26 protein-coding genes and 1 tRNA gene are annotated in these 26,252 nt (G+C 68.6%); 8 read left to right on the top strand and 19 right to left on the bottom strand.

Features of this window, described 5'->3' with window-relative positions; genetic code table 11:
• Positions 1-421: 421 nt before the first annotated feature.
• The 5 genes from AL346_RS14610 to AL346_RS14590 form a co-directional block, all read right to left on the bottom strand.
• On the bottom strand, positions 422-1,219 hold the full coding sequence (locus AL346_RS14610) for an ABC transporter ATP-binding protein (protein WP_019400035.1): 798 nt from the start codon (positions 1,217-1,219) through the stop codon (positions 422-424).
• A 12-nt stretch (positions 1,220-1,231) separates the two neighbouring features.
• Positions 1,232-2,128, bottom strand: a complete 897-nt coding sequence (gene ntrB, locus AL346_RS14605; RefSeq protein WP_019400036.1) for a nitrate ABC transporter permease — start codon at positions 2,126-2,128, stop codon at positions 1,232-1,234.
• A 53-nt stretch (positions 2,129-2,181) separates the two neighbouring features.
• Positions 2,182-3,492, bottom strand: a complete 1,311-nt coding sequence (locus AL346_RS14600; protein ID WP_050996425.1) for a CmpA/NrtA family ABC transporter substrate-binding protein — start codon at positions 3,490-3,492, stop codon at positions 2,182-2,184.
• A 491-nt stretch (positions 3,493-3,983) separates the two neighbouring features.
• The gene (locus tag AL346_RS14595; protein ID WP_019400039.1) at positions 3,984-5,222 is read right to left on the bottom strand and encodes a CmpA/NrtA family ABC transporter substrate-binding protein; all 1,239 of its coding nucleotides are present in this window, start codon (positions 5,220-5,222) and stop codon (positions 3,984-3,986) included.
• A complete protein-coding gene (locus AL346_RS14590) occupies positions 5,219-5,821 on the bottom strand; it encodes an ANTAR domain-containing response regulator (RefSeq protein WP_019400040.1) in 603 nt (200 codons plus the stop codon). Before AL346_RS14590 ends, AL346_RS14595 begins: the two co-directional genes overlap by 4 nt.
• A 188-nt stretch (positions 5,822-6,009) precedes the next feature.
• Here AL346_RS14590 and AL346_RS14585 point away from each other — a divergent pair, with 188 nt between their 5' ends.
• The 4 genes from AL346_RS14585 to AL346_RS14570 all read left to right on the top strand — a co-directional run bounded on the left by AL346_RS14585 (position 6,010) and on the right by AL346_RS14570 (position 8,712).
• Positions 6,010-6,657, top strand: coding sequence for an FMN-binding negative transcriptional regulator (locus tag AL346_RS14585; protein ID WP_019400041.1), 648 nt, complete (start codon positions 6,010-6,012; stop codon positions 6,655-6,657).
• A complete protein-coding gene (locus tag AL346_RS14580) occupies positions 6,654-7,277 on the top strand; it encodes a LysE family translocator (RefSeq protein ID WP_019400042.1) in 624 nt (207 codons plus the stop codon). Before AL346_RS14585 ends, AL346_RS14580 begins: the two co-directional genes overlap by 4 nt.
• A 176-nt stretch (positions 7,278-7,453) precedes the next feature.
• Positions 7,454-7,720: a hypothetical protein gene (locus tag AL346_RS14575; RefSeq protein WP_019400043.1), complete on the top strand. Its 267-nt coding sequence runs from the start codon at positions 7,454-7,456 to the stop codon at positions 7,718-7,720.
• Positions 7,721-8,046: 326 nt separating this feature from the next.
• On the top strand, positions 8,047-8,712 hold the full coding sequence (locus AL346_RS14570) for a hypothetical protein (RefSeq protein WP_019400044.1): 666 nt from the start codon (positions 8,047-8,049) through the stop codon (positions 8,710-8,712).
• A 371-nt stretch (positions 8,713-9,083) separates the two neighbouring features.
• Here AL346_RS14570 and AL346_RS14565 read toward each other — a convergent pair.
• The 8 genes from AL346_RS14565 to AL346_RS14530 all read right to left on the bottom strand — a co-directional run bounded on the left by AL346_RS14565 (position 9,084) and on the right by AL346_RS14530 (position 15,991).
• Positions 9,084-9,159, bottom strand: a tRNA-Phe gene (locus AL346_RS14565).
• A 269-nt stretch (positions 9,160-9,428) separates the two neighbouring features.
• Positions 9,429-9,683: a DNA gyrase inhibitor YacG gene (yacG, locus tag AL346_RS14560; protein WP_019400045.1), complete on the bottom strand. Its 255-nt coding sequence runs from the start codon at positions 9,681-9,683 to the stop codon at positions 9,429-9,431.
• Between the two features lie 10 nt (positions 9,684-9,693).
• Complete coding sequence (locus tag AL346_RS14555) at positions 9,694-10,335, bottom strand: Maf-like protein (protein WP_019400046.1); 642 nt, start codon at positions 10,333-10,335, stop codon at positions 9,694-9,696.
• A 55-nt stretch (positions 10,336-10,390) separates the two neighbouring features.
• Complete coding sequence (gene infA / locus AL346_RS14550; RefSeq protein WP_026014757.1) at positions 10,391-10,609, bottom strand: translation initiation factor IF-1; 219 nt, start codon at positions 10,607-10,609, stop codon at positions 10,391-10,393.
• An 81-nt stretch (positions 10,610-10,690) separates the two neighbouring features.
• Positions 10,691-11,569 carry a CDP-diacylglycerol--serine O-phosphatidyltransferase gene (gene pssA, locus AL346_RS14545; RefSeq protein ID WP_019400048.1) on the bottom strand — a complete coding sequence of 293 codons (879 nt, stop codon included), beginning with the start codon at positions 11,567-11,569 and terminating at the stop codon, positions 10,691-10,693.
• A gap of 39 nt (positions 11,570-11,608) precedes the next feature.
• Positions 11,609-12,322 carry a phosphatidylserine decarboxylase gene (locus AL346_RS14540; protein ID WP_256374251.1) on the bottom strand — a complete coding sequence of 238 codons (714 nt, stop codon included), beginning with the start codon at positions 12,320-12,322 and terminating at the stop codon, positions 11,609-11,611.
• Positions 12,323-12,511: 189 nt separating this feature from the next.
• Positions 12,512-14,437, bottom strand: coding sequence for an ABC transporter ATP-binding protein/permease (locus AL346_RS14535; protein WP_019400050.1), 1,926 nt, complete (start codon positions 14,435-14,437; stop codon positions 12,512-12,514).
• A 123-nt stretch (positions 14,438-14,560) separates the two neighbouring features.
• Positions 14,561-15,991, bottom strand: a complete 1,431-nt coding sequence (locus AL346_RS14530) for a LysM peptidoglycan-binding domain-containing protein (protein ID WP_019400051.1) — start codon at positions 15,989-15,991, stop codon at positions 14,561-14,563.
• A gap of 210 nt (positions 15,992-16,201) precedes the next feature.
• Between AL346_RS14530 and AL346_RS14525 the strand changes: the two genes are divergently transcribed.
• Positions 16,202-16,807 (top strand): TIGR00730 family Rossman fold protein, encoded by a 606-nt coding sequence (locus AL346_RS14525; RefSeq protein WP_026014759.1) that lies wholly within the window; start codon positions 16,202-16,204, stop codon positions 16,805-16,807.
• Positions 16,808-16,925: 118 nt separating this feature from the next.
• Here the strand turns inward: AL346_RS14525 and cimA are convergent, their stop codons facing one another.
• Genes cimA through cysS form a run of 3 tightly spaced genes read right to left on the bottom strand, consistent with a single transcriptional unit; the run spans position 16,926 to position 20,550 of the window.
• Positions 16,926-18,527, bottom strand: a complete 1,602-nt coding sequence (gene cimA, locus AL346_RS14520) for a citramalate synthase (protein WP_019400053.1) — start codon at positions 18,525-18,527, stop codon at positions 16,926-16,928.
• Entirely contained in the window at positions 18,524-19,036 is a 513-nt protein-coding gene (locus AL346_RS14515) for a GNAT family N-acetyltransferase (protein ID WP_019400054.1), read from the bottom strand. Before AL346_RS14515 ends, cimA begins: the two co-directional genes overlap by 4 nt.
• Positions 19,033-20,550 (bottom strand): cysteine--tRNA ligase, encoded by a 1,518-nt coding sequence (cysS, locus tag AL346_RS14510; RefSeq protein WP_026014760.1) that lies wholly within the window; start codon positions 20,548-20,550, stop codon positions 19,033-19,035. The genes AL346_RS14515 and cysS overlap by 4 nt, the downstream gene beginning before the upstream one ends.
• Positions 20,551-20,865: 315 nt before the next feature.
• Between cysS and AL346_RS14505 the strand changes: the two genes are divergently transcribed.
• The gene (locus tag AL346_RS14505) at positions 20,866-21,198 is read left to right on the top strand and encodes a hypothetical protein (protein ID WP_019400056.1); all 333 of its coding nucleotides are present in this window, start codon (positions 20,866-20,868) and stop codon (positions 21,196-21,198) included.
• Positions 21,199-21,234: 36 nt separating this feature from the next.
• Here AL346_RS14505 and AL346_RS14500 read toward each other — a convergent pair whose 3' ends face one another.
• The 3 genes from AL346_RS14500 to AL346_RS14490 form a co-directional block, all read right to left on the bottom strand.
• Entirely contained in the window at positions 21,235-21,756 is a 522-nt protein-coding gene (locus tag AL346_RS14500; protein ID WP_040403285.1) for a CreA family protein, read from the bottom strand.
• Positions 21,757-22,146: 390 nt separating this feature from the next.
• Positions 22,147-22,539, bottom strand: coding sequence for a VOC family protein (locus AL346_RS14495; RefSeq protein ID WP_019400058.1), 393 nt, complete (start codon positions 22,537-22,539; stop codon positions 22,147-22,149).
• Between the two features lie 199 nt (positions 22,540-22,738).
• On the bottom strand, positions 22,739-23,749 hold the full coding sequence (locus AL346_RS14490; RefSeq protein ID WP_019400059.1) for a fumarylacetoacetate hydrolase family protein: 1,011 nt from the start codon (positions 23,747-23,749) through the stop codon (positions 22,739-22,741).
• Between the two features lie 257 nt (positions 23,750-24,006).
• Between AL346_RS14490 and AL346_RS14485 the strand changes: the two genes are divergently transcribed.
• Together AL346_RS14485 and AL346_RS14480 are read left to right on the top strand one after the other, a co-directional pair.
• Positions 24,007-24,519 (top strand): MarR family winged helix-turn-helix transcriptional regulator, encoded by a 513-nt coding sequence (locus tag AL346_RS14485; RefSeq protein WP_019400060.1) that lies wholly within the window; start codon positions 24,007-24,009, stop codon positions 24,517-24,519.
• A gap of 141 nt (positions 24,520-24,660) precedes the next feature.
• Positions 24,661-25,815 carry a DUF2865 domain-containing protein gene (locus AL346_RS14480; RefSeq protein ID WP_053193806.1) on the top strand — a complete coding sequence of 385 codons (1,155 nt, stop codon included), beginning with the start codon at positions 24,661-24,663 and terminating at the stop codon, positions 25,813-25,815.
• Positions 25,816-26,252: the final 437 nt, after the last annotated feature.

Genomic DNA, 26,252 nt, shown 5'->3' with positions numbered 1-26,252 from the left:
CGGCGGAAGCGCGGGTTCACCCGATCGGCAGCTTTGCCTGCGGCGCCCGCCCTTGGACGCCCTATGTCGGCCGTTACGGCCTTCGCCCTCTTTCTTGCACGAGGCGTGCCAACTCAAAGGAAGGAGGCGAATTTTTAGTTGTTACAATGCGTTGGAGCGCTTTGCCGGCGCTTTGGCAGCCCCTGCCCTGCCCTGCCGAATTGCTGAGCGGCGCAGCAATCCGCCCATTTCTTGTGCAGCGCACAACGCGTCGGGCCTGACGCGTGCCTTGCTGCAAGGAGCGCGACTGCTCCCCTCCCCCTTGCGGGGAGGGGTTGGGGGTGGGGGGTCAGGACGCAAGGACACGGCCTCCTGCATGCTGCACCACCCCCACCCCTACCCCTCCCCGCAAGGGGGAGGGATTGGAGACGTCGCGCTGCTCCTACGCCGCGGCCTCCACGAAGCGGTGGCGCTCGTAGAGGAACTTCAGCACCGCCTCGCGGCAGCGCAGGTAGGTGCGGTCGGAGGCGAGCGCCAGGCGCTCGCGCGGGCGGGGCAGCGGCACCTCCAGCACCTCGCCGATGGTGGCGGCCGGCCCGTTGGTCATCATCACGATGCGGTCGGAGAGGAGCACGGCCTCGTCGACGTCATGCGTGATCATGATCATCGTGTTGCCGAGCCGCGCGTGGATATCCATCATCTGGTCCTGCAGATGGGCGCGAGTCAGCGCGTCGAGGGCGCCGAAGGGCTCGTCGAGCAGCAGGATCTTCGGCTCCATGGCGAGCGCCCGGGCGATGCCGACGCGCTGCTTCATGCCGCCGGAGATCTCGCCCGGCCGCTTGTCGGCCGCGTGAACCATCTGCACGAGGTCGAGGTTCTCCATGATCCACGCGTGCCGCTCGGCCTTGCTTTTCCGGCCGCGGAAGACCTTGGTGACGGCGAGCGCCACGTTGTCGTAGACGCTGAGCCACGGCAGCAGCGAGTGGTTCTGGAAGACGACGGCGCGGTCCGGCCCCGGCGCGTTGACCTCCCTGTTCTCCAGGAGCACGGCGCCGGAGGAGACCGGCGTCAGGCCGGCGATGAGGTTGAGCAGGGTCGACTTGCCGCAGCCGGAATGGCCGATGATGGAGACAAACTCGCCCTCGTCGATGGTGAGGCGGATGTCGCGCAGGACCTCGCTCACCTTGCCGCCGCGCGAGAAGCTCTTGCCGATGTAGTCGAGCTTGAGATAGGCGCTCATGGGTCTTCTCCCTCAGCTGGCCGCGGCGCCGCGGGTGACGATGACGCCGACGAAGCCGACCAGCCGGTCGAGCAGGAAGCCGACGAGGCCGATGTAGACGAGCGCCACGATGATGTCGGTGAGGCGCGAGGAGTTCCACGCATCCCAGATGAAGAAGCCGACGCCGACGCCGCCCGTCAGCATCTCGGCCGCGACGATGGCGAGCCAGGAGAGGCCGACGCCGATCCGGAGCCCCGAAAAGATGTAGGGCGCGGCCGCCGGCACCATGATCTTGAAGAAGAACTCCACCTGGTTGAGGCGCAGCACGCGCGCGACGTTGCGGTAGTCCTCGGGGATGTTGCGCACGCCGGCGGCGGTGTTGATGATCACCGGCCAGATCGCCGTGATGAAGATGACGAAGATCGCCGACGGCCGCGAATCCATGAAGGCGGCGAGCGAGATCGGCAGCCAGGCGAGCGGCGGCACCGTGCGCAGAACCTGGAAGATCGGATCGAGCCCGCGCATCATCCACACCGACTGGCCCACGAGCGCGCCGAGCAGCACGCCCGCCACCGCGGCGAGGCCGAAGCCGATGGCGACCCGCTCCAGCGAGACGATGACGCGCCAGCCGAGGCCGATGTCCTGCGTGCCGTTGACGAAGAACGGGTCGAGGATCAGGTCGCTGCTCTCGTTCCAGATCTCGCTCGGCGGCGGCAGCGACGACCCGGGGCCCGAGAAGGCCACCTGCCACACGGCAAGGAGAACGAGGAGAACGACGAGCGGCGGGACGATGGATTGTGCGAGCCGCGTGGCAAGAGCGGTGATATCGAACCTGCGGGACACGGCGGGCGGAAGCGTCACCACCGTCGCCTTCTGGCGCTCGGCGGGGAATGCGGCGATCGCATCGCCCTTGATGGACGGCAATGTCATGGGGCTTGCCCTCGTTTTGGCGGAAGGGGCCGGCGCAGGCCGCCGGCCGGCTTTCACGAGACGGCCTTGATGGCGAGGCTGTCGAGATAGGCGGAGGGGTTCTCGGGATCGAAGGTCTTGCCGTCGAAGAACTTTTCCACGCCGCGGCTGTCACCGGCCGGCAGGTCGGCAAGGCCGAGGCCCTTGGCTGCCGCGAGCCACAGGTCCGAGCGGTTGGTGGCGTCGACCATGGCCTTGACGTCGACCGACGCGGGGAACTTGCCCCAGCGGATGTTCTCGATCATGAACCAGGTGTCGAGGCTCTTCCACGGATAGGACGTCTCGCCCTTCTCGCCCCAGAACTTCATGAGCAGGTCGGAGCCGGCGACGGTGCGGCCGTTGCCGTAGTTGATGTCGCCCTTGATGCGGCCGATGATGTCCTTGACCGGCACGTTGTACCATTGGCGCCGGCCGATGATCTCGGCCATCTCCTGCTTGTTCTCCTGTTTCTCGCACCACTGCTGGGCTTCCATCAGCGCCATCAGGATGGCGAGGGTCGCCTTGGGGTTCTTGTCCACCCAGTCGGCGCGCATGCCGAGCACCTTCTCCGGATGGCGGAACCAGATCTCCCCCGTGGTCGTCGCGGTGAAGCCGATCTTCTGGTTGACGAGCTGCTCGTTCCACGGCTCGCCGACGCAGAAGCAGTCCATGTTGCCCACCTTCATGTTGGCCACCATCTGCGGCGGCGGCACGACGATGAGGTTGAGGTCCTTGTCCGGGTCGATGCCGCCGGCGGCGAGCCAGTAGCGGATCCACAGGTCGTGCGTGCCGCCGGGGAAGGTCATGGCGGCCGTCACGTCCTTGCCGGACGCCTTCTTCCTGGCGAAAGCCTCCTTCAAGGCGCCGGAATCGAGCTTCACGCCCGTCTCGGCATATTCCTGCGCGACGGAGATGCCCTGGCAGTCCTCGTTGAGGTTGAGGAGCGTGTACATCGGCAGCTTCTGGCCGTTCTGCATCACGGCGCCGGAGGAATAGAGGTGGACCTTCGGCCTCAGGATGTGGCCGCCGTCGATGCCGCCGGCGCCGCCGCCGAGCGCCATGTTGTCACGCGTCGCACCCCAGGACGCCTGTTTCTCGATGGCGACGTCCGGCACCTCGTATTTGGCGAAGAAGCCCTTCTCCTTGGCGATGATGAGCGGGGCGGAATCGGTGAGCGCGATGTAGCCGAGGCGCGCGCCGGTGACCTCGGGGCCCGAGCCGGCGGCATGGGCACCGGCCGGCAGCAGCGCCTTGGCGGCGAGGAAGGTCGCGGTGGCGCCAGCCCCCTTCAGGAAGGCACGGCGCCCGGGAGCCATGGAAAGGGTGGTCGTCTGCGTCCGTTTCATGTCGTCCCCTCTCAAGCAGGCGGCATCCGCGATCGGTGTGCTGCGCAACAAAAAAGCCGCCGGCCAGGACCAGGCGCCCTCCTCCCGGACGCGCTTTCCCTGATCGGCAGCTTTGCCAGCAGCGCCCGACGCTGGACGCCCTATGTCGGCCCTATGGCCTCACGGAAGGGCAACGCAGGAAGCGTGCCAAGTCCGCCACGCGCCGGAATTGTGTGGTCACAATGGACTAATTCTCGGGAACGTGAACAGGGGCCTGTGGACAAGCGACCAAGGCTTGATCAGATCACGGCGGCACACCGCACCTTTATTGTGCAGCGCACAAGGATGCTGAAAATGCAGTCAGCTTGCCTTCCGACGCATGCAATCCGTCATGGCCGGGCTCGTCCCGGCCATCCACGCCTTTGATCTTGCTCACCGTGCAAGGCGTGGATGCCCGCGACAAGCGCGGGCATGACGGTCGTGATCAGGGCAACTGGTATCATAGCCGCCCCTCACACCGCCTCGGCCGCCCCCTGCGCGGCGATATAGGCGTCAAGATCGTCCGGATCGAACAGGCTGCCGTCGAAGAAGCCGTCGGGGCCGAGGATCAGGCTGGCGCCGGCCGAGCCGACGGGGGTCGGCCGCGTCAGCGCGCCCTCCACCTTGGCGTTGGCGCCAGGCAGCGCGACGCCGAGCGGCTTCAGCGCGGCGCGGTAGAGATCGGGCCGGTAGGTCTCACGCGCGACGGCCGCATTCGCCGGCGTGTGGAGCACCTGCCCCCAGCGCGCCATCTGGCTGTAGAACCAGAGCGCGTGGCTCTTCCACGGGAAGGTGGCGCCCCGCGCCTGCGGCACGAAGAAGTCCTCGACCTCCATCCCCGCATCGGGCCCGATGGCGAGGCGGCCCGTGAGCGCCGGCATCAGCCATTCGGCCGGCCGGCCGACATAGGCGGACGCGGACAGGATGGCGGCGAGCTCCTGCCGGTTGGCCGGATCGGCGCACCACTCGGCCGAGCGATAGAGCGCGCGCAGCAGGGCCGCCAGCGCCTCGGGCGCAGCCTCGGCCCAGCGGGCGTCGGCGGCGAGCACCTTCTCGGGGCTGGAGCGCCAGATCTTCGCCTTCACGGTCGCGATGCGGCCCGTGCCCAGCATCACGGCCGCCGTGTTCCACGGCTCGCCGACGCAATAGCCGTCGACGACGCCGGAGCCGAGCGCATCCGCCATCAAAGGCGGCGGCAGGATGACGATCTCCACCGCCCGGTCGGGATCGATGCCGCAGGCGGCGAGCCAGTAGCGCAGGTCGTAGTTGTGGCCGGAGTGCGGGTGGACGACGGCGAAGCGCAGTGGCGGCAGGCCCTGCCGGCCACGCTCCCTCACCACGGCGCGCAGCGCCTCCCCCGCCGCGCGCGGGCCGAGGTCCGGCACGGCGCCGTGCCCGGCCATCGCCTGCCACAGGGCGTTGGCGACGGTCACGGCATTGCCGCCGAGGCCGAGCGCCATCGGCACCACCGAGCGCGCCGCGAGCGGCGTCAGGCCGAGGTTGCAGGCGATCGGCATCGGCGCCAGCACGTGCGCGACCTGGAAATGGCCGACCGCGAGCCTGTCGCGGATATTGGCCCAGGAGGTCTCGCGCACCAGTTTGAGCGCGACGCCCTCGGCCTCGGCGAAGCCCTTCTCGTGCGCCGCCACGACGAGCGCGCTGTCGAGCAGCGGCATGAAGCCGGCGGCGATCTCGTAAGGCGCCTCGCTCATGCGTCGTCTCCCGGTTCGAGCAGCCCCGCGGCGGTCACGAGGCTCTGGGCGATCTCGGCGATCTTGCGGTTCTGGTTCATCGCGGTCTTGCGCAGCAGGGCATAGGCCGCCTCCTCCGTCATGCCGCGCGACTTCATGAGGATGCCCTTGGCGCGTTCGACCAGCTTTCGGTCGGCGAGCTCGCTGCGCGCTTCCTCCAGCTCCCGCGCCAGGCGGGCGAAGGCGTTGAAGCGGCTGATGGCCATGTCGAGGATGGGCTTGACCCGCTCCTGCTTCAGCCCGTCGACGACATAGGCCGAGACGCCGGCCTCGACCGCCGCCTCGATGGAGGCCTGGTCGGAGCGGTCGACGAACATGGCGATGGGGCGCTTCACGGCCCGCGAGAGCTGGAACATGTTCTCCAACATGTCGCGGTTGGGGTTCTCGAGGTCGATGACGATGACGTCGGGGTTGATCTCGGCGATGCGGCGGGCGATGCCCGTCACGTCGTGCACCAGGGCGACGTTGTCATGGCCGGCCTCGCGCAGCCCCGCCTCGATGATGGAGGCGCGGATGCGGTTTTCATCGATCACGAGAATGGCGAGCGACGCACGGGGCATGCCCGCATCATGCTCATGCCGCCGTTTTGTGCAACGCGGCATGTTGCAAAAAGATCGGGCACGGCCTGCCACTCGCATAGCCGCTCGCCAGGACGCAACCGCGCCCGTGGCACAGCAACGCGAAGACGCTTAAGAATAGGCCTGAGGCGCGCGCGCGACCGCGGCCGCGGGGCCGATGGAGGAATTCGATGTACCAGCCGCCGCATTTCCGCGAGGAGAGGCTCGAGGTCCAGCACGCGCTGATCCGCGCCCATCCGCTCGGCCTTATGATCACCTCGGGCGAGGACGGCCCCCTCGCCAACCCGGTGCCGTTCCTGCTCGATGCGGAAGCGGCGCCCAAGGGTGTGCTCAGGGCGCATCTGGCCCGCGCCAACCGGCAATGGCAGGCGCTCGCGGCCGGTGAGCCCGCCCTCGCCGTCTTCCAGGGCGTCGACACCTATGTCACGCCTTCCTGGTACGAGACGAAGAAGGAAACCGGCAAGGTCGTGCCGACCTGGAACTACGCCATCGTGCAGGTGCGCGGCCCCGTGCGCGTCATCGAGGACAAGGAGTGGCTGCGGCGCCAGATCACGGCGCTGACCGCGCAGCACGAGGGCGGCCGCATGGAGCCCTGGGCCGTGACGGACGCGCCGGAAGACTTCGTGGCGGCGCAGCTCAAGGGCATCGTCGGCATCGAGATGACGATCGAGGCCATCGACGGCAAGTGGAAGGTGAGCCAGAACCGCCCCGCCCCCGACCGCATCGGCGTCGCCGAAGGCCTCGCCGCCGAGACCGACCCGCAGGCCGCGCGGATGGAGCGGCTGGTGCGGGATTACGGCGGGGTGTCAAACCCATGACCGCGGCCGACATCGCCACCATCGCGGCCACCCTGACGATCTATGCCGCCATCGTGGTCAGCCCGGGGCCGAGCTTCGCGCTCGTCTCGCGCATGGCCGCCGCCGGCGAGCGGCGCGCCGCCTACGGCGCCACCTTCGGCCTCGCAAGCGCCGCGACCATCTATGCGGTGCTCACCATGGCGGGGCTCTCCGTCATCCTTGCCGAGATCGACTGGCTGGCGCGTGCCGTCCAGATCGCCGGCGGCCTCTATCTCATCTGGCTCGGCATCGAGGGATGGCGCAGCGCCGGCCGCCCGCTCGCCGCGGCAGACGGAGCGGACGAGTCGCGCTTCATGCCCGGCTTCAGGCGCGGCTTCGTCATGTGCCTGTCGAACCCGAAAGCGATCGCCTTCTTCGTCGGCCTCTACGCTGCCGCCGTCCCGCCCGAGACCTCGCTGGCGGCGAAGCTGGCCATCCTGGCGGGCGCCTATGCCATCGAGGTCGTGTGGTACGGGGCGGTGACGCTCGTCCTCTCGCAGCCGCAAGTGCGCCGCGTCTATGAGCGCTGCCGCAGGATCGGCGAGCGGATCCTCGGCGCCCTCCTCGCCGCCTTCGGCATGCGGCTGCTGCTGGAGCGGTGAACGAGAGGGGCTACCGACACACAGCCCCGGCGGACTGCCTCAGCCTGTGCATCGTGCTAATGTTGCGGTGGTGTCAAGGCTCGGCGAAATGCCGCTGGCGGCGGCCTCGCGGGACAACCGCCGGACCGTTTCCGGGGCGACATTCGTGCCGGACCTGTGAAGCTGCGCATTGCAAGATGGACGACGATCTCAAGGGCATGAGCCGCGAACGGCTGGAGGAAGAGGTGCGCCGCCTCAGGGCCGGTATCCGCGCCCATCGGGACGCCACCGGCCATGCCTTGTGCTGGCATCATCCGCAGCTCTGGCAATTGCTGCCGGAGCGGCTGGATCCGGACATTGCCGTCCCCCCATGGCCCAAGTTCCTGCGCGGCTGCATCCGCTACCGGCAAAGCCTCGATGAGCAGCGCCCCGGCGCCGCCGTCCACGACGCCGAGTATGAGTGACACGCAGCAGGACCGCCTTGGTTCGACGCCGCGACCTGCCCCATTCCGCGAAGAACGCCGTCATGGCCGCAAGCAGATCGGCCCCAATCCGATAAACAGATCAGGGGCAGAAAATTCGCAAGAGAAATGGTGCCCAATGCAGGCCACACATTCTCCTCAACCCCTACTACCCAAGCTCCGCGGGAGTCTCCCACCCTCCTAGGTCAAGTCTTCCTGTCGGTTCGATCCAGGTGGAGGAAACGGATAGCGGTTCGCATCTTGCGAGACGCTGCGGCCTCGTGCAGAACTTGCCGGAGGGTAATCGGGTATTGGCCATGATCGGGCGAATGAACTTGTCGCAGCTGAAACTACCTAAAATAGCGTTCGCCTGCGCCTTTGTCAGCCAACCCGTGAGCGCCTACAGCAACGAATTGCAGGCCGCCATTGACGCACTCGTCGGCACCCAGTTCGTTCTTAGTGAGCCTATCATGGAAAATGGCGCAAGAACCGGCTGCGCTCTCGAGTACAACGTATTCCTTCGCGATCATCTCTATGGAAGCGGAGATTTGCTGAAGGTGGCTGGTTCCGTTGGCGTGTTGTCGATCCCCACTCATGACGCACGCAAGTTCGCCGGCCTGTTGAAGGTGTCACCCTCCAAGCTCGACTGGGACGCTCAACTCGAAGCGCATGCAACCCCGTCGCCGCCAACGCGCATCTATCTGACAAGCGACACTCTCGGCTCGAACCTCGACGAGTTGGTCCGGACAGTACCTAACCCGGAGGCCGGTAGCCTTTTCGGTGTCTTCCACGCCAACACCTTCTTGAGAATCCTCGCCGAAGGGGCGAAGGAGAAACGGTTGAAAATCGGTTTCGATCAGAATAGCGCAGAGCGGGACCTAGTTATGTCAGTCGACCTTGACATTGTGGCGACCGACCCCGATGGCGGTAGAAGCCGCTCGGACAAGCAACTCAATAATTTTGTCGAATGTCTGAAGATGCTTCTGCGAGAATGACGAGCCAACGGGCGAAGTCGAGGCGCCGAGGAATTGGCCATCACTGAACAGGTCAACGCGGCATCACCTTGCTGATGGTTGCTTCGGCACATCCTTCGCGAGCCAGCTTGGCTTCACCATCAGAGCTCCCCCCGCGCCCGTGGAAGCGATCAGATGCAGACCGCGCTATCGGATCCTTTTCGCCGCGTTAGGCCCGGTTTCCGAGCGTCCCGACAGCTCCTCGCCCCTGTTGGTATCAGGCTGAGAATGTACCAATATAATTTTTGGGACTGCCCACGCGCGAGCGCACGCTTCAGCACGGGAAACAACAGGCAAAAGCACCCGGTTCAGTGGGCTTCTGTCAGGACTGCGATCGAAGGGAAAGAGGGAAATGGTGCCCAGAGCTGGAATCGAACCAGCGACACTGCGATTTTCAGTCGCATGCTCTACCAACTGAGCTATCTGGGCCCACGCTCGCCGCGCCTTGCGGCGCCGCTGCGGACGATGCGCTTATAGAGAGTGCGACAGCGCCTGTCCAGTCGGGTGATGGTTGCATCCACAGGCCCGTCGGTCCGTCGCTGCCGGCAGCACTGTCCCTGCCCTCATGCCGGGCCGGTCCCGGGCCGCCGGTCCCGGGGAAGCCCGCGACATGCTCAAAGGCGTGGATGGCCGGGACAAGCCCGGCCATGACGCAATCCGTGACAAGACTGAAAGGGCGGTCGTCGCCGCGGTCGCGGTCAGTCCTCGCCGCCGCGGCGCCGGGCGCCCTCGCCCGCCCCGCCGTCGTCGGGCAGGTCATCGTCCTCGGCGGCGGGGATGGCGTAGCTGCCGCTCAGCCAGCGGTTGAGGTCGACATCGGCGCAGCGCGAGGAGCAGAAGGGGCGCCAGCGCTCGACACGCGGCTTGCCGCAGATGGGGCAACCCGGGGCCCTTGCCTCGTCGTTGGCCGGCTTCGTCTCGAAATCCTTGATGGTTCGAACTCCCTGAGGCATCGGCGTCCCGTCAGACGGCATTGAGCCAGCTGAGGCGCACGGGGTAGCCTTCGCCCTCCAAGATGGCGACCGTCTCCTGCAGGGGCAAGCCCACCACGGCCGTGTAGGAGCCGACGAGCTTGACGACGAAGCAACCGGCCAGGCCCTGGATGGCGTAGCCGCCGGCCTTGCCGCGCCATTCGCCGGAGGCGAGGTAGCTCTCGAGCTCGTCGCGCGACAAGTTCTTGAAGCGCACGCGCGTCTCCACCACCCGCTCGCGCAGCTTGCCGGCGGGCGTCGCGATGCAGATCCCGGTGTGAACGCGATGCGCGCGGCCGGAGAGCAGGCGCAGGCACTGCGCCGCCTCGTCCACCACCTCGGCCTTGGGCAGGATGCGCCGGCCGACGGAGATGACCGTGTCGGCAGAGACGAGGAAGGCCTCGGCCAGCTCCTCGCGCCCGCGCGCCACGGCGAGCGCGGCTTCCGCCTTCTCGCGCGCAAGGCGCCGGGCGTAGTCGCGCGGCTTCTCGCCCCGCCGGGGCGTCTCGTCGAGATCGGCCGGCAGGACGGCGTCGGGCTCGAGCCCCGCCTGCTGCAGGAGCGCGAGCCGCCGGGGCGAGCCTGATGCCAGTATGAGCCTGGGGCGCCAGCCACCGGCCGGGTTGGGCTTCAAGGACAAACCTTTCTCCGCATCGAACGTGGGGCGGGCCGCGCGCGCCGCGGCTGCATCACTTGAAGCGGTACGTGATGCGCCCCTTGGTCAGGTCGTAGGGCGTCATCTCGACGAGGACACGGTCACCGGCGAGGACGCGGATGCGGTTCTTGCGCATCTTGCCCGCCGTATGGGCGATGATTTCGTGATCGTTCTCCAGCTTCACACGAAACATCGCGTTGGGAAGCAATTCGGTGACGACCCCAGGAAACTCGAGCAGCTCTTCTTTCGACATGCTCTGACCAGATCTGACAGCGAAACGGCGCGGAACGTAATCGAAAGACGAAGTCTTGTGAACTGGGCCATTGGAAGGATTTCACATGTCGGCCGGCCCGCTGCGCGGCGTCTCGCCCGCGTTTTCGGCCGGCACGGCAGCGGCGGCTTCAGCCGCCCTCGGGCGGGCGGCCTCTGCGCGCGCCATGCGGCGGTAGCGCATGACGCCCACCGGAATGAGCGCGAGATAGACGAGCACGCCGATGGCGAGAACCTGGAAGGTGAAGCTGACGAGCAGCGCCGCGAAGAGGACGACGATGGCAAAGAGCGGCAGCACCTTCTCGCGCGGCACGCGGCTGCCCAGCGTCTTGCCGGCATAGGTCGGGATGCGGCTGACCATGAGGAAGGCGATGCCGACGAGATAGGCGGCGACGAAGGGCGCCGCGATGCCGTCGACCGGCAGGCCGAGCATGTGGAGGTAGATGGGCAGGAGGGCGCAGATGGCGCCTGCGGGCGCGGCCATGCCCACGAAGTAGTTCTTCTGCCACTCCGGCCGGGCCGGGTCGTCGATCATGACGTTGAAGCGCGCGAGGCGCAGCGCCGCCGCGATGGCGAAGACGAGCGCCGCGATCCAGCCGATCGACCTCAGCTCGTGCAGTACGAAGCTGTAAAGGATGAGCGCCGGCGCGACGCCGAAATTGACGAAGTCCGCCAGCGAGTCGAGCTCCGCGCCGAAACGCGAGGTGCCCTTGAGCAGGCGCGCCACGCGCCCGTCGATGCCGTCGAGGATGGCGGCGATGACGATGGCGATCATCGCGAGCTCGAGCCGCTCCTCGATGGCGAGGCGGATGGCGGTGAGGCCAAGGCAGAGCGCAAGCAGGGTGATGACGTTCGGCACCAGCACGCGCAACGGAATGGGCGTGAAGCGCCGGCGGCGCGCTTCCTCCGGATCCGGCGCGAAGGGCGGGAAAAGGTCAGTCATCGCGGATCATTCTCGGGCAAAGGCGCCGCCGGCACAACCTCAGGCGCTGCGGAAGGCGCGCGGCCCCTCCTCGGACCTCAGGTCGGCGATCACCGTCTCGCCGGCGATGGTGAGCTGGCCGAGCGCCACGAGCGGCTGGATGCCCGCCGGCAGGTAGACGTCGACGCGCGAGCCGAAGCGGATGAGGCCGAAGCGCTCGCCCGTGACGAGCGTGTCGCCCTCGTGCACGAAGCTGACGATGCGCCGGGCGACGAGGCCGGCGATCTGCACCACGCCGATGCGGTGGGGGCCGGATTCGATGACGAGACCGTTGCGCTCGTTGTTCTCGCTCGCCTTGTCGAGCTCGGCGTTGATGAACAGGCCGGGCGTGTAGACGATGCGCGCGATGCGGCCCGGAACCGGGGCGCGATTCACGTGGCAGTCGAAGACGTTCATGAAGATGGAGACGCGCGTGTGCGGCTCCTCGCTGAGCGCGAGTTCCGGCGGCGGTACCACGGTGGCGATGCCGCTGACGCGCCCGTCCGCCGGAGCGATGACGAGGCCGTCACGCGTCGGCGTCACGCGCTCGGGATCGCGGAAGAAGTAGCAGATCCAGAGCGTGATGATGAGGCCGACCCAGCCGAAGGGCGCCCACAGGTGCCCGAGGACGAGTGAGGCCACCGCCGCGATGGCGATGAAGGGATAGCCCTCCTTGTGGATCGGCGTCAGCGTCTTGCGGATCGATTCGTAGATGGACATCTCTTGCTCTCGCATCGGCACTGTGCCGCCGGGACCGGACGCCGTCCCCTTGGCGGAAATCGTCATCCGGCCGGTGGAAGCCGGTTCCGTCATGAAACCGCAAACCCTGCGGATGCGCGCCGTTGCGGCAGCGGCGCTGCTCGCAACCCGCGCCCCATACGGGACCCGCGTGGCGCAGTGGGATGGCAGGCCTTGGCGCGCCCGTCAACCCGCCGTCAGGCTCATGCGCAGGCTTTCGCCCTCCTCCTCGGCGGCGCGCTTCAACTTCTCGCGGGCCTCGTCGGCCTCGCGCTGACGGTTCCACATGGCGGCGTAGAGGCCGCCGGCCGCCAGAAGCGCGTCGTGCGTGCCGCGCTCGGCGATCACGCCCTTGTCGAGCACGATGATCTCGTCGGCGCCGACGACGGTGGAGAGGCGGTGTGCGATGACCAGCGTCGTTCGGCCGCGCGACACCCGGTCCAGCGCGTCCTGGATCTCCTTCTCGGTGAAGCTGTCGAGGGCCGAGGTCGCCTCGTCGAGCACCAGGATGGGCGGGCCCTTGAGGATGGTGCGGGCGATCGCCACCCGCTGCTTCTCGCCGCCCGAGAGCTTGAGGCCGCGCTCGCCCACCGGCGTGTCGTAGCCCTCCGGCAGGGAGCGGATGAAGGTGTCGATCTGCGCGAGGCGCGCGGCCTCGGCGACATCTTCCTCGCCCGCCTCCCAGCGGCCGTAGCGGATGTTGTAGCCGATGGTGTCGTTGAACAGCACCGTGTCCTGCGGGACCATGCCGATCTTCTCGCGCAGGCTCGCCTGCTGCACGGCGGCGATATCCTGCCCGTCGATGAGGATGCGGCCGCCGCTCGGCTCGTAGAAGCGGAACAGCAGGCGCGAGATGGTCGACTTGCCAGCGCCCGAGGGGCCGACGATGGCGACCGTGCGCCCGGCCGGCACCTCGAAGGAGATGCCCTTGAGGATCTCGCGCTCCGGCACGTAGGAGAAGCGCACGTTCTCGAAGCGCACCGTGCCCTCGCCGACGACGAGCGGCGCGGCGCCCGGCCTGTCGCTCACCTCCGGGTGGCGGGCGAGGATCGAGAACATGTCGTCGATGTCGATGAGCGCCTGCTTGATCTCGCGATACAGCATGCCCATGAAGTTGAGCGGGATGTAGAGCTGGATCAGCATGGCGTTGACCATGACGAAGCCGCCGACCGTGGTGCGGCCGGCCCGCACGTCGAACACCGCCATCACCATGGCCGCCGTCAGGCCGAGCGTGAAGATGATGGCCTGGCCGGCGTTGAGCACGGCGAGCGAGGTGTAGGTCTCGACGCTGGCGCGCTCGTAGCGCTCGACGGAGCGGTCGTAGCGGCGGATCTCGCGCTCCTCGGCGCCGAAATATTTCACCGTCTCGTAGTTGAGCAGCGAATCGACGGCCTTGGTATTGGCGTCGGTGTCGGATTCGTTCATGCGCCGGCGGATGCCGATACGCCATTCCGTCGCCTGGTAGGTGTAGGCGAGATAGACGACGACCATGGCGAAGACGACGGCGGCGTAGCGCCAGTCGAACTGCAGCCAGAGGATGGCCATCACCAGCACGAACTCGATGATCGTCGGCACCAGCTGCAGCACCGCGAGGCGCACCAGTTCCTCGATGCCGGTGCGGCCGCGCTCGAGGACGCGCGTCAGCCCGCCCGTCTTGCGCTCCAGATGGAAGCGCAGGGACAGCTGGTGCATGTGCTCGAAGGTTTTGAGCGCCAGGCGCCGCACGGCATTCATGGCCACCGAGGCGAAGACGCCGTCGCGCAATTGCGTGAGCGCGGCCATGAGCATGCGGGTGAGGCCGTAGAGCACCGTGAGCGCCACGGCGCCGGCCCATAGCGGCGCCGTCGCCTGCGCGCCGGCACCCCCGAACTCGCCCGTCAGCGCGTCCGTCGCCCATTTGAAGCTGTAGGGCATCAGGACGGTGACGATCTTCGCCGCCAGGAGCAGGGCGAAGGCGATGTAGATGCGCAGGCGCAGGTCCGCCCGGTCGTGCGGCCAAAGGTAAGGCCACAGCCGCACCATGGTGCCTGCGATGCCCGGCCGGTGCGGCGCTGGGGCAGGCCCCTGCGCGGCCGTTTCCTGCGCGGCGAGGCCGGTTGCTTGGTCAGCCATTCAGAATGATTCCAGACAGAACGAACCCCTGATATAGGCCCGCCCGACCGTTTGTGCACCCTGCCGATGACAGGCGTGCAGTGGCGAACCGCGGCGCTTCGACCCGAAGCGCCGCGCTGCCGGTCACTGTTGCGCGCCGCCGTTGGGCAGCACGAAGACCTGGCCGGGATAGATCAGGTCCGGGTTGCGGATCTGCTGCTGGTTGGCGTCGTAGATCACCGTGTAGCGCATGCCGTGGCCGTAGATGCGCCGGCTGATCCGCCACAGGCTGTCGCCGCGGGAAACCTTGGCGGTGCGCACCTCGTGCACCACGACGACACCTTCGCCGCCGGACGGGCGGGCAGCTTCGGCCGGCGCCGCCTCGCCCTGCCCGGCCGGGACGCCGGAGACCTCGGGCGAGACCGGCCCGGTCGGCGCCACGGTCCCCTGTGCGGCCGGGGCGCCCGCCGCCGCTTCCGGCCCGGGCATGGTGAAGGGCACCTCGGCGCGTGACAGCACGGCCCCGGTGCCCGGGTCGACATCGTCGAGGCGCACGCGGTAGTCGCCGGGCGCCACCCCGCGCTCGACGGAGAAGGACAGGCGCCCGTCGGCCGGCACGTTGCCCGCCGCCAGATAGCTTTCGTTGAGATAGAGCCGCACCGTCGCGCCGGGGGCTCCGCGGCCCGACACGAACAGCCTGCCCCCGCCCTCGACGTCGACCGCATCGATGGCGACGCCGACCCGCTCGGTCGCCTGCCCCGCCGCCGGCGAATCCGCCGCCGCGGGGGCGCCGGCGCCGGGAGCAGCAGGCGCTGCATCTGCAGGCGGCTGCGCCTGGGCGGCACCGTCCTCGGCAGGCTGGGCGGGCGGCGTTTCCTGTCCGCCCTGCTGAGCGTTCTGCGGCGCGGCCGGGGTTCCCTGGGCGACGGTCGTCTCGGGGCGCGACAGCACCTGCGTCGGTGCGTTCGGCGTGGCGAGGGCGACCATGGGCTGCTGCTTCTTGTCGTCGGCGACGACCACCGTGACCGACTGGCCGGAATTCTGCGTGCGCCCCTCGGCATCGGTCAGGCGCAGGGTCAATTCGAACGTGCCGGCCGGCAGGGCGGGCGGCGTCATGGCGAACTGGCCCGCGGCATCGGTCGATGCCTCGGCGAAAGGCTCGCCGTTGCGCAGGAGCACGACCGTGCCGTTGGGCGCGGCGCGGCCGGCGATGACGGCCTCCCCGCTCGGCTCGACGCGCACGATGTCGAAGGACGGCACGACGGGTTGCGACGCCGCCGGCCCATCGGCCGGCGCCTGCGGCGCGGCGGGTACGGCCCCGGCCTGTTGCTGCGCCCCGGCCTCCCCACGCCTCTCCGCCTCAGCCGAAGGCTGGTCGACCGAGGGCTTGTCGCCGGCTGCCGCCGACGGCGCCGCCGGCGTCTCCCGGCCCGGCGCGTCGGTCGCGGCAACGGGCACCTCGCGCTGTGTTTCCTGCCCGGCCTCTCGCGGAATGCCGAAAAGATAGATGATGAGCCCCAGGGCGATAACCCCTGCGACCGCAATGGCAATTTGCGAGTTGCGGGACAGGACCATAATGCGACTAACCCCCGATTATCCGATTGCCCAAGCTAGCGGCGTTGACGTGCGCTCGCCATATCCTTCTGAGCCGGCGGCACATTTACGCTTGCCGGCGGCAAGCCTTGCCATATCGATCGTCCCACACCAACCTTGCCTGTGCCGTTCCGGAACATCTCGCGCTTCGTGACTTGACCGGAGGCGCCGGGCCGAGCAAACCGCTAAGTCATGAGCAAGATTCGATCCATTTGCGTCTACTGCGGCTCGGCCGCCGGGGACGAGGCTGCCCACGCGGCTGCGGCAAAAACACTCGGCGCCGCCATGGCCGAGAAGGGCATCGGCCTCGTCTACGGCGGCGGCAACATCGGCCTCATGGGCACCGTGGCGCGCGCCGTGCTGGATGCGGGCGGGCGCGTGACGGGCATCATCCCCGAGTTCCTCAAGAAGCGCGAGGTGATGCTGACGGACGCCCAGGAGACGATCGTCGTCCCGGACATGCATACGCGCAAGCGCATGATGTACGAACGGGCGGACGCCTTCGTCGCCATGCCCGGCGGCATCGGCACCCTGGAGGAGCTCGTCGAGCAGCTCACCTGGGCCCAGCTCGGCCAGCACCGGAAGCCGGTCCTGCTGCTCAACACGCAGGACTTCTGGCGTCCGCTGCTGCAGCTCTTCGCCCACATGCGCAACGAAGGCTTCATCCGCCCCGGCTTCGAGGTATCCTATCTCGTCGCCGAGAAGGTGGGCGACGTGATACCGATGATCGAGCAGGCGGCCGCCCGCGTCAGCGACGAGGAGCGGGAAGCCAAGGTGCCGCTCGGCGAGCGGTTCTGATGATCCACTCCACGCGTCATGGCCGGGCGCGTCCCGGCCATCCAAATCACTGATAGCATCAAGGGTCCAGAGGCGCGGATGCCCGCGACAAGCGCGGGCATGAGGGCGGGGCGTGCCCTCACTCCCTTCCCGCGCCGCTCCTGACGAGCTTGTAGACGACCGAATCCGTCAGGGCCTGGAACGAGGCATCGATGATGTTGGCCGAGACGCCGACGGTGCACCAGCGCTCGCCCGTCTCGTCGCCGGATTCGATGAGCACACGCGTCACGGCGTCCGAGCCGCCCTGGAAGATGCGCACCTTGTAGTCGACGAGTTCCAGGCCCTCGATGAAGCGCTGGTACTTGCCTAGGTCCTTGCGCAGGGCGAGGTCGAGGGCGTTGACGGGGCCGTTGCCCTCGGCGGCGGAGATGAGGATCTCGTCGCCCACCTTCACCTTGACGATGGCCTCGGCCACGGTGACGAGTTCGCCGATGGCATTGTAGCGTCGCTCCACGTTGACGCTGAAGCGCTCCACCATGAAGAACTCCGGCACCTCGCCGAGGACGCGCTTGGCGAGCAGGAAGAAGGAGGCGTCGGCCCCCTCGTAGGCATAGCCCTGGGCCTCCTTCTCCTTCACCGCCTCGAGCAGGCGGGAGATGCGCGGGTCGGCGCGGTCGACGTGGAGCCCCACGCGCTCCAGCCCGGCGAGCAGGTTGGACCGGCCGGCCTGGTCGGAGACGAGCACCTGCCGGACGTTGCCGACACTCTCCGGCGCCACGTGCTCGTAGGTGCGCGGGTCCTTCAGCACGGCCGAGGCGTGGATACCCGCCTTGGTGGCGAAGGCGCTCGCGCCGACATAGGGCGCGTGCCGGTTGGGGGCGCGGTTGAGGATCTCGTCGAGCGCGCGCGAGAGCTGGGTGATGCCCGCGAGCGCCTCCTCGTCGACGCCGATCTCGAAGCGGTCGGCGAAGCCGTCCTTCAGCTTCAGCGTCGGGATGAGACTGACGAGATTGGCATTGCCGCAGCGCTCGCCGAGACCGTTGAGCGTGCCCTGCACCTGCCGCGCCCCGGCCTTCACCGCGGCGAGCGAATTGGCGACGGCGCAGCCCGTGTCGTCGTGGGCGTGGATGCCGAGATGGTCGCCCGGCACGTGGCGCGCCACGTCGGCGACGATGGCGGCGACCTCCTCCGGCAAGGTGCCGCCGTTGGTGTCGCACAGCACCACCCAGCGCGCGCCGGCCTCATAGGCCGCCTTGGCGCAGGCGAGCGCATAGTCGCGGTTGGCCTTGTAGCCGTCGAAGAAATGCTCGCAGTCGAGCATCACCTCGCGCCCGGCGGCCTTCGCCGCGGCGACGCTCTCGCGGATGCCGGCGAGGTTCTCCTCGAGGCTCGTCTCCAGCGCCACGGTGACCTGGTAGTCCCAGGACTTGGCGACGAAACAGATGGTGTCGGCCTTCGCCTCCAGCAGCGCCGCCACGCCCGGATCGTTGGCGACGGAGCGGCCGGCGCGCTTCGTCATGCCGAAGGCGGCGAACTTCGCGCGTTCCGTGCGCCTCGCCGCGAAGAACTCGGTATCGAGCGGGTTGGCGCCGGGATAGCCGCCTTCCACATAGTCGATGCCCAGCTTGTCGAGCAGGCCCGCGATGAGGCGCTTGTCCTCCAGCGAGAAGTCGACGCCCGTGGTCTGGGCGCCGTCGCGCAGGGTGGTGTCGTAGAGATAGACGCGCTCTCGCGTTGTCATGAGGCTGGTCCTTCCCCTGCCGCCGGCAGGGCTTTTTCCATGCGGGTGCTGCCGAGCCATTCCTCGCCGCGCATGACCGTGTTGCGGTGCTGCGCGAGATAGCCGCGCCGTTCGAAGAAAGACCGCGCCGTGTCGCTCGCATCCGTCGTCAGGCGCTTCGCCGCGCGGGCGCCGGCGAGCTTCTCCAGCGCGTCGCACAGGGCACTGCCGACGCCCCGGCGGGCGAATTCCGGATGCACGTAGATCATGTCGATGTGATCGGCGCCCTTGAGCGCGGCGAAGCCCACCGGCATGCCGCCGATGGTGGCGACGATGGTCAGCATGCCGGCGAGCATGGCACCGAAGGCCTGTTCGTCGTCGGCGAGCATCATCCAGGCTTCCTGCTGCGCCTCGCTGTAGTCCTCGCCCGTCAGCTCCGCGATGCTCTCGCGGAAGATGCCGGCGAGCTCCGGCACGTCGGCCGGCAGGAAGGGCCGGAGCGCGGGAGCGGGCAGCGCCTGGGCGCTCATCGCTTCACCTCCCAGGTGGTGACGGGCTCGCCGGTCGCGGGATCCTTGCCGTCCTTCAGCTGGATGCCCATGGCGGCAAGTTCGTCGCGGATGCGATCGGATTCGGCCCAGTTCTTCGCCTTGCGGGCGGCGAGGCGGGCGGCGATGAGGGTGTCGACCCACTCGCCGTCCACGGTTCCGACCATGGCTTCGCGCAGGGCGCTCTCGCCGAAGGTTGCGACCAGCCGACCCGGCTCGAAGCCGAGGAGCCCGAGCCCGCCGGCGAGTTGGCGCGCCGCTTCGATATCGCCGCCGCGCGCGTCCGCAGCGAGGCCATGCAGGTCCGCGATGGCCTGGGCGCTGTTGAGATCGTCGAGCAGGGCCGCAACGAGGCCGTGCCCGGGCGTCTCGGCACCCGACAGCGCGGCCTCCTGCTGCTCCAGCACAGCTGCCCACCCGCGCAGCGTCTTCTCCGCCTCCTCCAGCGCCTTTACCGTCCAGTCGATCGGCTGGCGGTAGTGCGTGCGCAGCATGGCGAGGCGCAGCACCTCACCCGGCCAGGAGCGGCCGCCGAAGCTATCTGTCGCGAGCAATTCGTGAATGGTGACGAAGTTGCCGAGCGACTTCGACATCTTCTCGCCCTCGACCATCAGGAAGCCGTTGTGCAGCCAGAAGTTGGCCATGCGGCCGGTGTCGAAGGCGCAGCAGCTCTGGGCGATCTCGTTCTCATGGTGCGGGAAGACGAGATCGATGCCGCCGCCGTGGATGTCGAAGACGTTCTTCGCCGGGTCTTCGCAGGCGAGGCCGCCGCCGAAGGGCTCGAGGAGCTTCGCCATGGCCATGGCCGAGCACTCGATGTGCCAGCCGGGCCGGCCCTTCACCGCGATGCCGCAGGGGCTCGCCCAGCCGGGCTCGCCCTCCTTCGAGGGTTTCCACAGGACGAAATCCATCGGATCGCGCTTGTAGGGCGCGACGTCGACCCGTGCCCCCGCCAGCATCTCGTCGAGCGAGCGGCGGGCGAGCGTGCCGTATTTCGGCGCCTTGCCGCGCGCGTCCATGGCGCCCGGGGAGAAGAGCACGTGGTCCTCGGCCACATAGGCGACGCCGCGGGCGACGAGCCGCTCGATGATGGCCTTCATCTCCTCGATGTGGCCCGTGGCGCGCGGCTCCGCGCTCGGCGGAAGGACGCCGAAGGCGGCGATGTCGGCGTGGAACTGCGCTTCTGTCTTCTCCGTGACCTTCGCGATGGCCTCGTTGAGCGGCAGGTCCGGATAGTCGCGGGCGGCGCGGGCGTTGATCTTGTCGTCCACGTCCGTGATGTTGCGGACGTAGGTGACGTGGTTTTCCCCATAAATGTGCCGCAGCAGGCGGAACAGCACGTCGAAGACGATGACGGGCCGCGCATTGCCGATATGGGCATAGTCGTAGACCGTCGGCCCGCACACATACATGCGCACGTTCGCCGGATCGATGGGGCGGAAGTCTTCCTTGGTGCGCGTCAGCGTGTTGTGGAGCCGCAACGTCTCTTGAGACATGGATGATGATCTCCTAGCCGCCGGCAGGGAGGGCAATCCGATCTTTGCGAGAGAACAGGACGGCTCCAGCCAGCGGAAACGCTAGCTGCAAATAATGATCGGGCGAATGATCGCGGTGGCCGTCGTCATGGCCGTGATGTTTGCCTTTTCGGCGAGAATCCGTCAAGAGACCTCCGCCGTGAATGCGCGGCCCGCACCCCGATGTGCGGCAGCGCACCTCGCCCCACGGAACTTTCAGGCTTTGTTCAGCTTCATCATGGAGAGTGCCTTCGGGCCTCGTCCCAACCCACCGTCGCCGAAACAGACACGTCCCCCATGCGCCGCGCCTTCGTCCTGACCGGTCTTGCCGCCCACCTCATCGCGCTCGCCCTCCTCCTGCCCGCCGCCGTGACGGCGTCGCCGGCGGACGAGGCGACCTTCATCATCCCGGCGAGCGACGGCTACGGCGTCGCGGAATGCCTCGCGACGGCCGACGACTGTGCGGCCGGTGTCGCGCAGGCCTGGTGCACGGCGCAGGGCTATGCCAAGGCGACGCATTTCGGCCTCATCGACCGCAGGGAAGCGACCGGCTCGCTGAAGGAAGAGGTGGCCGTGACGAGCCGCCGCGGCGCCCCGTCCGTGTCCATCACCTGCTCGGTCATGCCCTGAGCACGGCGCCGGCCGTCCCGAGACTTCGGGCCGGCCTCAGCTCTTCAGCCAGTCGGCGCAGCGCGGCGCCTCGCTGTCGCCCCAGGGCATGATGGGCACGCTCGAGGTGGAGTTCTTCGGCGAGCCCTCGATGATCCTGTCGGAATAGACGAGATAGACGAGCACGTTGCGCTTGACGTCGCAGCCGCGCACGATCTGCATGCGCTTGAACACGAGCGAGCGCCGCTCGCTGAAGACGACCTCGCCCTGCTCGAACTTGCCCTTGAAGCTGATCGGCCCCACCTGCCGGCACGACAGGGAGATGTCCGACACCTCCTCGGCGACGCCGAACATGCCCTTGACGCCGCCGCGCTCGGGCAAGGTGTAGTGGCAGGCGACACCGTCGGCCACGGGGTCGTCGATGCCGTAGACGGCGAGCTTGTCGTCCGGCGTCAGCATCTTCCACACGGTCGATTTCTTGAAGATGAGGTCGGGGCCTTCCGCGCGCGCCGGCACCGCGGCCGCGACGATCACCGCCGCACCCGCCGCGACTGCCATGAGAAACCGACGAAACGCCATGCATGCCCTCCTGGAGAACTGCAGGATCATATGGGCAGCGCATCCGCCCCGCACCAGCCTTAACCGGCGCAATCGCAGCATCACATCGGAAAAAATCTAAATTATTGATTTCATTTGATTTTGTGCCTCGATGACGGTAGCCCTGCGCGTGGGGGACGGGCTGCACGGCATACGAGCGACCAGGGAGCCATGCATGACGGGAACGTTTCAGGTCATAGCGCCGCGACGCGTTGCGCGGACGGAATGGGCGCTCTGCCTTGCCGCCAGCGTCGTTGCAGCCGCAGGCCTCGCGCTCGTGCCGCACCAGCGCTCCGCCGGCCAGCAGCTGACGGTGACGCGGCCGCTGCCGACCGTCTTTCCCGCCCAGCCGAGGCTCAGGCTCTTTCCCCCTCAGGCCGGTGCGTGGCAGACGCAACAGATCTTGTGGCCATCCAGGTCGCGGATATAGGCCCCGTAGTAATCGGCATGATAGTGCGGCCTGAGGCCGGGCGCCCCTTCGTCGCGGGCGCCCGCCGCGAGCGCCGCGCGGTGAAAGGTGTCCACCACGGCGCGCGAGGGCGCGACGAAGGCCACAGTGGCGCCGTTGCCGACGCTCGGCGCCTGGCCGTTGATCGGCCGTCCCACCCAGAACTGCGGCACGCTCTCGGGGCCGGCGGCATAGCCGAGCCAGCCATGCTCGCGCTCGTCGAACTGGCAGGCGAGGTCGAGCACCGCCAGCACGGCGTCGTAGAAGCCCTTGGCGCGGTCGATATCGGACGTTCCCAGCGTGACGTGGCTCAGCATCTCGTCTCCTCGCATATGGTCCGGCAGGCCGCCGGCGGCCTGGCGGTTCTAGCGCGCAAGGCTTGATCGTGGTTGCGGATTTGCCCCACCGTCGGCGCGGTCGGCGGACGCTCGTCCGCCGCCGACGGTCTCGTGCCCTTTCGCCGATGCAACCGAAAGCAGCCTCCCGGGAGCGCGCGTGGCATCGTGCCCCGGGCGATCAATCCGGCGCGCGGACCTCCTGCTCGATCGCCCCGAAGATGGAATGGCCGGCGGCATCGCGCATCTCGATGCGGACGGTATCGCCGAAGCGCAGGAAAGGCGTATGCGCCTCGCCGCGGAGGATCGTCTCGACCATGCGCTGCTCGGCGATGCAGGAATAGCCGCGCCCGCCGTCGGCAACGGGACGCCCCGGCCCGCCGTCGGGACCCCGGTTCGAGACCGTGCCGGAGCCGATGATGGTGCCAGCGCAAAGGCGGCGCGTCCTGGCGGCATGGGCGATCAGGGTCGGGAAATCGAAGGTCATGTCCTCGCCGGCGTCCGGGCTGCCGAAGGCCTTGCCGTTGACGTAAGAGGACAGGGCCAGATGCAGCCGCGCCCCGTCCCACGCCGGGCCGAGCTCGTCCGGAGTCACGGCCACCGGCGAGAAGGCGGACGAGGGCTTGGACTGGAAGAAGCCGAAGCCCTTGGCGAGTTCCCCGGGCACGAGCGCGCGCAGGGAGACGTCGTTGGCGAGCATGACGAGCCGGATGAGCCCGCGCGCCGCCGCCGCATCGCTGCCCATCGGCACGTCGCCCGTGACGACGGCAACCTCCGCCTCGAAATCGATGCCCGCGGCCTCGTCCGCCGCCACGATGGCCTCGCGCGGGCCGAGCAGCGCATCGGAGCCGCCCTGGTACATCAGCGGGTCCTCCCAGAACGACGCCGGCATCTCGGCGCCGCGCGCCTGGCGCACCAGTGCGACGTGATTGACGTAGGCCGAGCCGTCCGCCCACTGGAAGGCGCGCGGCAGCGGCGCGGCGCAATCATGCTCGTGGAAGCGGAAGGCGGGCACCGAGCCGTGCTCGAGCTGCTCGGCGAGATCAGCGAGGCGTGGCGCGAGGCGCTCCCAGTCGTCCAGCGCCGCCTGCAGGGTCGGCGCGATGAAGAAGGCATCGGTGGCGCGGGTGAGATCCTTCGAGACCACGACGAGGCGGCCGTCGCGGCCGTGCTTGAGCGAGGCGAGTTTCATCTGGTTCGTTTCCTCCCCGGCGAGAACCGTCGCCGGCGCGGCTTTTTGGACGGGCAGCTTAACCCGGTTCGGCGCCGCGCGCGCCCATGTCTCTCACCCGTCACGCGCACGGACGATCTTTGCAGTGAGCGCCATCTCGGGTATTCGATCAAATCCATTAGATCTTTCGGGCTGCGCAAAGAGGCAGCGGGCGAACGCTGTATCCTGCGCGGGTGTCCACGGACGGGCGACCGGCAAGAGGCAACGACCTGTAGCACATGAAACCGATATCGACGGATCCGGCGGCCGCCGTCTCCCCCGCGAGGCAGGCCAGGCTCGCGCTCTCCACCTTCCTGCCCTACCGGCTCAACGTCGTGGCCCAGCTGGTGGCCGAGGCGCTGGCCGAGAGCTATGCGGAGACCTTCGGGCTCGGCATTCCCGAATGGCGCGTCATCGCCACCCTCGGCGAATACGACGAGATGACGGCGCGCGACATCGGCCGCCAGAGCCGCATGCACAAGACGAAGGTGTCGCGCGCCATCAGCGCGCTCGACGAGCGCGGGCTCATCGACCGGCGCTCCAACGAGGAGGACCGGCGCGAGGCCTTCGTCTCGCTGTCGCGCGAGGGCCGCGAGACCTATGCCGCCATCGTGCCGATCGCACTCGGCTTCGCGGAGCGACTGACCGCCGGCGTGCCGCAGGAGGATCTCGCCGCCTTCGGCCGCGTCATCGAGCACCTCATGCAGCGCTGCGCCGCCCTGCACGAGGAGCCGCCGGCGATTGATCAGTGAGGCGTGCTCGGCTAAGCCATTGACGAGTGCCCGCCGCCGTCCGCATGGGTCGAGACGGCGCCGCGACACACTTTGGTCGATGTCTCGTTGTCCTAATTCGCCGGTCTCACGTCCGCTATCCTGCCGCCCCGAGAAGGATCGATGGTTGCTCGCTCTCTGAAGTTCGCCTTTGCGACCGTCGCCCTCGTCGTCGCCGCCTCCTCCGCGCTCGCGCAGTCGCCGGTCTGCGACCGCTATCGGGCCGAGCTCGCCTCCCTGCAGGCGGGGCCCGATCCGCGCGCCCGCCAGTATGAGACGGCGGCACGGCGCCAGCGGCAGGAACTCGACCGCACGCGCGCCTATTTCGACCAGCTCGGCTGCAGCCGCGGCCGCTTCCTGTTCTTCGGCGATGCGCCGCCGCCGGAATGCAACGGCCTCGCCGGCCGCATCCGGCAGATGGAGAGCAACCTCGAGCAGCTGCTGGCCACCGCCGACCGCCTCGGCGGCGGGCCGGGCGTCGAGCAGCGCCGCCGGCAGCTGCAGGCGATGTACGCCCGCGAATGCCAGCCCGGCGGGCGCCCGCGCGGCTTCTTCGAAAGCCTGTTCGGCGGCGGCCCGCCCCCGGACGAGCCGGTGCCCGAGATGACCGAGGTGCCCCTCGACGAGGGCCAGCGCTTCGGCGGCTCGCGCGCGGTCTGCGTGCGCACCTGCGACGGCTATTTCTTCCCCCTCGGGGCGAGCCCCGGCGGGCGTGAGGGCGGGCGCAGCATGTGCCAGGCGATGTGCCCCGGCGCGGCGACGGACCTCTATTTCATGCCGCAGGGCGGCGCCATCGAGCAGGCGGCGAGCTGGTCCGGCCAGCCCTATACGGCGATGCCCAACGCCGGCCGCTACAAGAAGACCTTCGACCCGGCCTGCAGCTGCAAGAGCCAGAACGAGACCTGGGCGCAGGTGCTGCAGCGGGCCGAGCAGATGATCGAGGGCCGCAAGGGCGACCTCATCGTCACGGCCGAGAAGGCCGAGGAACTGTCGCGGCCCAAGCAGGAGGCGCCGCAGCGCAGCCGTGCGCAGGACGCCAAGAAGCCGGCGGATGCGGAAGAGGAAGTCGGCGAATCGGCGAGCGCCCTGCCCACGGGCTCGAGCGAATCCTCGGGCATCGACGCCGGCGCCATCGAGGACGCCGGCCCGACCGTGGACCAGCACGAGGGCCCGACCCAGGACGTCACGCGTCCGGACGGCGTGCGCACCCGCGTACGCATCGTCGCCCCGAACGTCGTCGCCGTGCCCAAGGTCGAAGGTCCGGCGCCGAACAGGTAGCGCGGCCTGCCCTGCCCCTGCCCTTGGGGCATGTATGGCCTTGGGGCTTGCCCGGTCTTGGCGCAGTCCGGTCTTGGCGCAGTCCGGTCTTGGGGCAGTCCGGTCTTGGGGCAGTCCGTCATGCCCGCGCTCGTCGCGGGCATCCACGCCGCAACGCCGGCGCCGGGCGGACAGTCGTGGATGGCCGCGACAAGCGCGGCCATGACGGCGAGAAGGGGGGGCACGCCTCTTCCAGCGCCTGTGCGCTCGTGGAGCCGCATGTGCCGCCCTCCGGCAACACCGAAGGTCACGTGCCCTATTCTGCCGACCGGGTGACCTCCTGCGCCGTTCTTGAAGGGCGCTGTCCGCATGCGTGAGAGGATGCCGCCAGCTTTCGGGCGGCAGGACCGAATGTACGGCATTGCCGTTGTCTTCCCACCGGCTCCATCGTCATGCCC

The sequence above is a fragment of the Chelatococcus sp. CO-6 genome, from assembly GCF_001271345.1.
GTDB classification, from domain to species: domain Bacteria; phylum Pseudomonadota; class Alphaproteobacteria; order Rhizobiales; family Beijerinckiaceae; genus Chelatococcus_A; species Chelatococcus_A caeni.
Note: the sequence above shows the minus strand (reverse complement) of the source record. Positions and strands in the feature narration are given on the sequence as shown.